Below are 6,403 nucleotides of genomic sequence, written 5' to 3' on the forward strand. Positions count from 1 at the left end.
CCCGGCGAGCGCCCTGCCCCCGAGACGCCGCTGGACGCGTCCCCCCCGGGCAGGTCAGCCTGGACCACCCTGGAGGATGCAACCCGCATGGTCACCCCGTCGAACCCCGACTCCCACTTCCACATCGAGGTCATCAAGCTGCTGCTCCAGGTGGCGACCAGCGATGACCGCGTCACCCGCGAGGAGATCGAGCAGATCATCGATACCGCGCGCGGCTTCAGCGTCCCCCTGTCGGAGCTCACCGCCCTCACCCAGTGCCTCCAGGAGGGAAAGCCCCTGCCTCCCCCGAACGTGACCGTGCTGCGCGAGAACCCGACCGCCGTCCTCGAAGCCGTCCACGCGCTCATCGCCCGCGACGGCCACATCCACGAAGCCGAAATCGAGATGACCCGGCAGATCCGCGCGATGCTCGGCGTCACCCCGTAGGGCTCAGGCCGCCACGAACTGCCGCTCCACGAGGCGGCGGTAGAGCCCCTCCTGGGCCATCAGCGCCGCGTGGCTGCCGCTTTGCACCACGCGGCCGGACTCCAGCACCAGCACCCGGTGGGCATTGGCCACCGTGGACAGCCGGTGCGCGATGATGAGCGTCGTGCGCCCCTGCATCAGGCGCTCGAGCGCGTCCTTCACCAGGTGCTCGCTCTCCGCGTCCAACGCACTGGTCGCCTCGTCCAGCACCAGGATGCGAGGGTCCTTGAGCACCGCCCGTGCAATGGCCACGCGCTGCTTCTGCCCGCCGGACAGCTGCACGCCCCGCTCCCCCACCTCCGTGCGGTAGCCCTCCGGGAAGCGGCCAATGAAGTCATGCGCGTTCGCGGCCTTCGCGGCGGCCTCCACCTCCGCGTCGGTGGCCTCCGGTCGCCCGTAGCGGATGTTGTCCGCGATGGAGCAGGAGAACAGCAGCGGCTCCTGCGCCACCGCGCCCAGGTTCCGGCGCAGCCAGCCCGGATCCAACGTGGGCAGCGCATGGCCATCCACCCAGATGCCACCGCCCTGCGGGTCGTACATGCGCGCGAGCAGCGCCGCGATGGTGGACTTGCCCCCACCCGAAGGCCCCACCAGCGCCACCACCTCGCCGGGCGCCAGCTCCAGGTCCAGGCCCTGGAGCACCGGCACATCCAGCCGCGAGGGGTACGCGAAGCGCACGTCGCGGAACTCCACGCGTCCCTGCAAGGCAGGCAGCCGCGCGCCGCCCTCCAGCGGGATGGCGGGCACGCGGTCGATCATCTCGAACACGCGCTCGGCGGACCCCGACGCGCGCATGAAGTCCCCCCACAGGTCCGTCAGTCCGCTCAGCGCCGTGGACACGAGCAGCGTGTACGCGAGGAACGACGTCAGGCTGCCCATGGACAGCTCACCCCGGAGCATCAACCGGCTGCCGTACCAGACCACCAGCGCCGCGGCGAAGAGCCCTCCGAAGCCGCTGCCCGCCATGAAGGCCGCCGACAGGCGCGAGCGCTGGCGCATCAGCGACAGCACCTGCGACAGCCGCCCCCGGTAGCGCCCCACCTCGTGCCGCTCGGCGGCGAAGGCGCGCACCGTGCGGATGCCGGTGAAGACCTCGTCCGCGACGCCCGTGGCGTCCGCCAGCGCCGCCTGCACCTGCCGCGACGCCGTCCTTATCCGCCGCCCCACCACGACGCCCGCGATGGCCACCGGCGGCACCACCGCCAGCATCAACAGCGCCAGCGACGGCGACGTGTAGAAGAGCATCGTCATGCCGCCCACCGCCTGCGCGCCGCTGCGAAGCGCGGTGGCGATGTTGTTGCTGACCGCGTGCTGCAACACGGTGGTGTCCGCCGTCAGCCGGCTCGTCAGTTCCCCCGTGCGGCGCGTGTCGAAGAAGGCCACCTCCTGGTCCACCAGCCGCGCGAACAGGTCCTCGCGCAGGCGGGCCACGGTGCGCTCGCCCGCGGTGTTGAAGAAGTAGAAGCGCAGCGCGTCCGCCGCCGAGCGCACCGCGAAGACGACGGAGAGCCACACCGCCGTGCGGTCGATGAGCCCCTGGTCCTTCGCGCCCAGCGCCTCGTCCACGATGACGCGCAGGGCCTGGGGGAACACCAGCGACAGCACCGTGGCGACGATGAGGAAGACCAGCCCCACGCCCAGCGCGCGCCGCTCCTCCCAGGCCAGCCCCAGCAGGCGTCGCACCGACACGGGATTCCGGGCCCCCGGCGTTGGCACCGTCACCGGAGGAAGGACTCCGCCTGGCCGTAGGGCATGTCCGCGTCCACGCCCTGCTCCCTGCAGTACGCGAGCAGCTTGCGCGACTCCACCAGCTGCGGCGACTGCTCGTGGTAGCCCATCACCATCACGTGCCCCAGCCATGGCTCGCGCCCCATGGCGTAGATGCGCACCTGACGCGGCTTCAGCCGCTGGACGATGTCGATGGCGCGCGCCGCGTTGGAGCCGTTGAGCCGCCGCGACTGGTCCATCTTCCGGGACAGCGGCGCGGGCAGCAGCGGCCCGTACATCCAACTGAGCGGCCCGCCCTCCGACTCCATCCCCAGCCACAGCATGTCGATGGGGCCCGTGTGCGCCTGCACGTGCTCATACAGCCGGGGCTCCAGCGCGTTGGAGTCCGCCGCCATCAACAGCGCCTTGCCCTCCAGGCGCACCAGGTGCGCCAGCTTCCCACGCACGTCCAGGTCGCCGTGCTCGCCCAGGAAGGGCAAACCCATCAGCTCGCCCCCCGGCACCGGCAGCGACTCCAGCTCCGACAGCGTCACCACGTTGCGGAAACCCGCGTGCTGGAGCAACAGCTTCAGCGACGGATCCACCAGCGCGCCGCCGCCGCCCGCGGGCACCACCACCGTGCCGATGCGGTGGCGCAACTGGATGAGCGGCTCGAACATCAGGTGGTCCGCGTGGCCGTGCGTGAGCACCACGTAGTCGATGCGCTCCGGCAGGTCCGCGAAGGTGTAGCGCGGCAGGTCGCTGGGAAAGTCGTAGCTCACCACCGGGTCCGTGAGGACGCTGACGTGGCGCGACTCGATGAGCACGCACGCATGGCCGAAGTAGCGCACCCGCACCCCTTCCCCGTCATAGCGGGGCGCGGGCCGGGGCGGCTCGGGCGTGAAGAACGTGGCGAAGGTGTCCCCGTCCTGGGGCGCGATGCCCAGCGCGTCGTGCACGGCCCCCAGGGGCGCCGGCGTGCGGCGCATGGCGAACAGCGTGTCCCAGGCATCATGGCGGAAGGGCAGCCGCACCTGGAGGCTTCCGTCGCGCGTGTCGTCCAGCCGGGGCGTGCTGAAGACATACGGGCGCGCGTCCTCGTGGATGAGCCGCAGCGACAGGCTCTGTGAGGACTCGCGGTGGAAGGGGCTCTTGTAGAGCAGCGGCTCGAAGAAGCGCGGCGACGCGCGGTTCCTCAAGTCGTAGGTGAGCTCCACGTAGCCGCGCAGCAGCTCCGGCACGCGCGGGTACAGCTCCTCCATGGAGAAGCCCTCCGCGGAGGCGAGCAGCGCGTCCAGCTCCCGCATCGCGCCCGCGTACCGCAGCGCCAGCGACTCCTCCTCCAGCGTGCGCTCCAGCAGCGCCTTCACCTCCCCCACGCGGTCCACGCCGCAGTTCAGGTAGGGCCCACCGCGCAGCGCCGGGCTCTTGAGCGCCGCGACGTGGATGGCGGGGTTGGCGACGAAGGACTCCATGATCTTCACATGGAGGTTCGCCACGAAGAGGGGCGCCGTCATGGGCGACGCCAGGAACCACCATGCGTACCACTGGTTGTGGAGCGGCTCGGCGACGACGTTCTGCTTCAGGTACACCGGGGGGCGCGACATCCTCACTCCTTCAAAAAGGCTTCAAGCCGCGGACGACGCGCGGTCGCCGCGGTGTCGCGCCAGACGGTCCAACGACTCACGGGCCATCTCGCGCAGCGCTGGCTCCGCATCCTCCTCCGGAGCTTCAAGGAGCCGCTGCAACGCCTCCGGCACCTCGGCGTCCGGATAGGCGATGTCGCCAAGCCGCCGCGCCGCCAGCACCCGGTCCGAAAGCCTCCCCCGCGTCAGCTCCGCCAGCAGGTAGTCGCGGTAGCGCGCGAGGAAGGCGTTCTCCGCGTCCAGCATCCGCGCGCACGCCGCGCGCAGGGTCGCCCGCGCCGCCGCGTCCTCCGGCACGCGGTAGCCCCACTGCTGGCGGCTCGCGAAGATGGATTCATACAGGGGCGTCCAGGTGTCGTGGAGGTGCTCGCGGTGCGCCTGGATGGCGTCGCGCTTGGAGAAGGTGTGCCGGCCCGCGTCCACCGCCACCGCCGCCGTCGCCATCCGGCACGCCAGGGTGACCAGCTCCTTGAAGCCCCGGTGGAGCACGCCGTTCGCGTCCATCACCTCGCGGTAGTCGTAGCCATACAGCTCGCCCCGGGCGTCCGGGTACTCCAGCGGGAAGCGCAGGGGCGCGTCCTCGGCGCGGGCGCGGGCGCGCTCGATGAACCGGTAGGGCTGGTGCATGCAGTGGCGCGTCCACGCCTCCAGCGGCATCAGCGGAATCCGCTCGCGCAGGTCCTCTCCCGCGATGAGCAGCGCGTTCTCCTTGAGGTTGACCTCGCCTTCCGCGACGAGCCGCGCCTCCTCCACCGCGTTCAGGTCCAATGGGTGGCGGGACAGCGGCCCCAGGGCCGTGCGGAAGCGCTCGAAGCGGGCCTCCTCGCCCGGCAGGAACGTGTCCTTGAAGACGAGCGTGAGGTCCAGGTCGCTCTCCCCCACCGCCTCGCTCGTGGCGTGGCTGCCCACCAGGTAGCAGGCCGCCACGCGCCCCGGGAACATCATCGCGTACAGGCCCACGAAGCCGAACAGCACGGCATTGACCTGCATGTCCTCCGTCAACCCGACCAGCGTCACCTCTTCATCCATCACGCGGGCACCTGGTGGAGCGGATGGTCCTTGTGCTCGGGCGCGCCCGCGAGCCTGCGGGTGAGCCGGCGGCGCACGATGTCCAGGTGTTCGCGGAAGAAGTACAGGTTCTCCTGGTAGGCGAGCGGTACCGCGATGCGGTTCACCTCCCGCTCCGCCTCCTCCAGCCGCTTGAGCATGCCCTGGAGCATCTCCTGATCCGGATCCTCCTCCAGCTGGATCTCAATCTCCTTCAGCCGCGCGTACCAGCGGAAGATGCGCGAGCGCACCCGCCAGAGGAACACCGCCGGCACCGCGCGCATCAGCGGCACCACCACCGCGATGATGGGCACCAGCATCACCCACAGCCGGTCCACCAGGTTCGCGGCCCAGAACGGCAGGTAGCGCTGGAGCAGCGGCACGCCGGACGCGTAGTAGCGCTTCGCCTCGCTGCTCAGCGGGAAGCCCGCGGCGAGCGGCGCGGGGAACTCCCCCGTCTTGTCCAGGATGCCCGCCGTGCCGGAGACCTCACTGGCCGCGCGCATCAGGAGATAGGCGAGCGCCGGGTGCAACGAGTCACGCGCCACGAGCAGCGCGTTGGGCGCGAGCAACTGCACGTCCTGATCCGGCAGGTCCGCCGCGAAGTCGAACACGCCCCGGGGCAGCACGTGGCGCGACAGGTACGGGTAGCGGCGCGTGTACGCCTCCGCGCGCGTGAAGCTCAAGAGGCGCACGTCCTTCACCGCCGCCAGCTTCTGGATGCGCGGCGACTCCGCCGGGGCCACCAGGAACACCGCGTCCACGGTCCCATTCTTCAGCGCGTCGATGGCCGCATCCCGGTCCAGGGGCAGCAGCTGCGTGGGCGCCGCGTCCGCGCGGTTCGCCTTGAGCAGCGTCAGCGCCAGTGAGCGCGTGCCGCTCTCCTCCGGCCCCACCGCGATGCGCTTGCCGGCCAGGTCCCGCACATCCTCCACGCGCTCGCCCCGGTAGAAGACCCACAGCGGTACGTAGGAGAGGCTGCCCAGGGACACCACGTGCTCCGACACCTCCTGGCCCTTGCCGCCCGTCGTGCCGCTCTGCGCGAACGCGATGTCCACCCCGCTGTCCTCCACGTCCAGCAGGGCCACGCTGCTGACGGAGCCCTTCGTGGGGCGCAGCTCCAGCGTCACCCCGTGCTGCGCGAGGAACTTCTGGTAGCGCTTGGCCATGAAGCCGAAGCCGCCTTCGTCCGGCGCCAGCGCCATCACCAGCGTCTTCGGGGGCGCGGGTTTGACGAAGTAGAACGTCACCGCGAACGCGGTCGCGATGAGGAGCGCCGCGGGGGCGATGGCAATCCACAGGTCGCGCCGCAACGTGCGCTTGAGCTGCGCTTTCAACGAGTCCGTCTTCATGGGGATGCGCAGTATACCGACCACCCCGTGCGAGGCCCTGCCGTACATTGCGTGGGTCCAGGCAGGCGAGCACGGCCCGACCCGGGGGCACTTGGCGCATCCGCTTGCGCGACACACCCTCCCTCCCAGGCCTTTTTGTAAGGGGTGTGGCATGGGTTGGCGCGGCGGGTGGGCGGTGTCCTTGCT

The 6,403-nt window shown here is 70.8% G+C and carries 5 protein-coding genes; 1 reads left to right on the top strand and 4 read right to left on the bottom strand.

Annotated elements, in window-relative coordinates:
- Window positions 1-426 (top strand): tellurite resistance TerB family protein (locus D7Y13_RS36445; RefSeq protein WP_244222421.1); only part of this gene is annotated, 426 nt, incomplete at its 5' end.
- Between the two features lie 3 nt (window positions 427-429).
- Here D7Y13_RS36445 and D7Y13_RS36450 read toward each other — a convergent pair.
- The 4 genes from D7Y13_RS36450 to D7Y13_RS36465 are packed head-to-tail and all read right to left on the bottom strand — an operon-like array spanning window position 430 to window position 6,217.
- On the bottom strand, window positions 430-2,154 hold the full coding sequence (locus D7Y13_RS36450) for an ABC transporter ATP-binding protein (RefSeq protein ID WP_120582882.1): 1,725 nt from the start codon (window positions 2,152-2,154) through the stop codon (window positions 430-432).
- A gap of 29 nt (window positions 2,155-2,183) precedes the next feature.
- Window positions 2,184-3,779 (bottom strand): MBL fold metallo-hydrolase, encoded by a 1,596-nt coding sequence (locus D7Y13_RS36455; RefSeq protein ID WP_120582881.1) that lies wholly within the window; start codon window positions 3,777-3,779, stop codon window positions 2,184-2,186.
- A 21-nt stretch (window positions 3,780-3,800) separates the two neighbouring features.
- Window positions 3,801-4,847: a nucleotidyltransferase domain-containing protein gene (locus tag D7Y13_RS36460; protein WP_120582880.1), complete on the bottom strand. Its 1,047-nt coding sequence runs from the start codon at window positions 4,845-4,847 to the stop codon at window positions 3,801-3,803.
- Window positions 4,847-6,217: a TAXI family TRAP transporter solute-binding subunit gene (locus D7Y13_RS36465; protein WP_120532114.1), complete on the bottom strand. Its 1,371-nt coding sequence runs from the start codon at window positions 6,215-6,217 to the stop codon at window positions 4,847-4,849. The genes D7Y13_RS36460 and D7Y13_RS36465 overlap by 1 nt, the downstream gene beginning before the upstream one ends.
- Window positions 6,218-6,403: the final 186 nt, after the last annotated feature.

This window comes from Corallococcus praedator (genome assembly GCF_003612125.1).
Taxonomy (GTDB): Bacteria; Myxococcota; Myxococcia; order Myxococcales; family Myxococcaceae; genus Corallococcus; species Corallococcus praedator.

Coding starts and splice junctions, on each gene's coding strand:
- D7Y13_RS36455 (WP_120582881.1), bottom strand. CDS start 3,779: ATGTCGCGCCCCCCGGTGTACCTGAAGCAGAACGTCGTCGCCGAGCCG.
- D7Y13_RS36465 (WP_120532114.1), bottom strand. CDS start 6,217: ATGAAGACGGACTCGTTGAAAGCGCAGCTCAAGCGCACGTTGCGGCGC.
- D7Y13_RS36460 (WP_120582880.1), bottom strand. CDS start 4,847: ATGGATGAAGAGGTGACGCTGGTCGGGTTGACGGAGGACATGCAGGTC.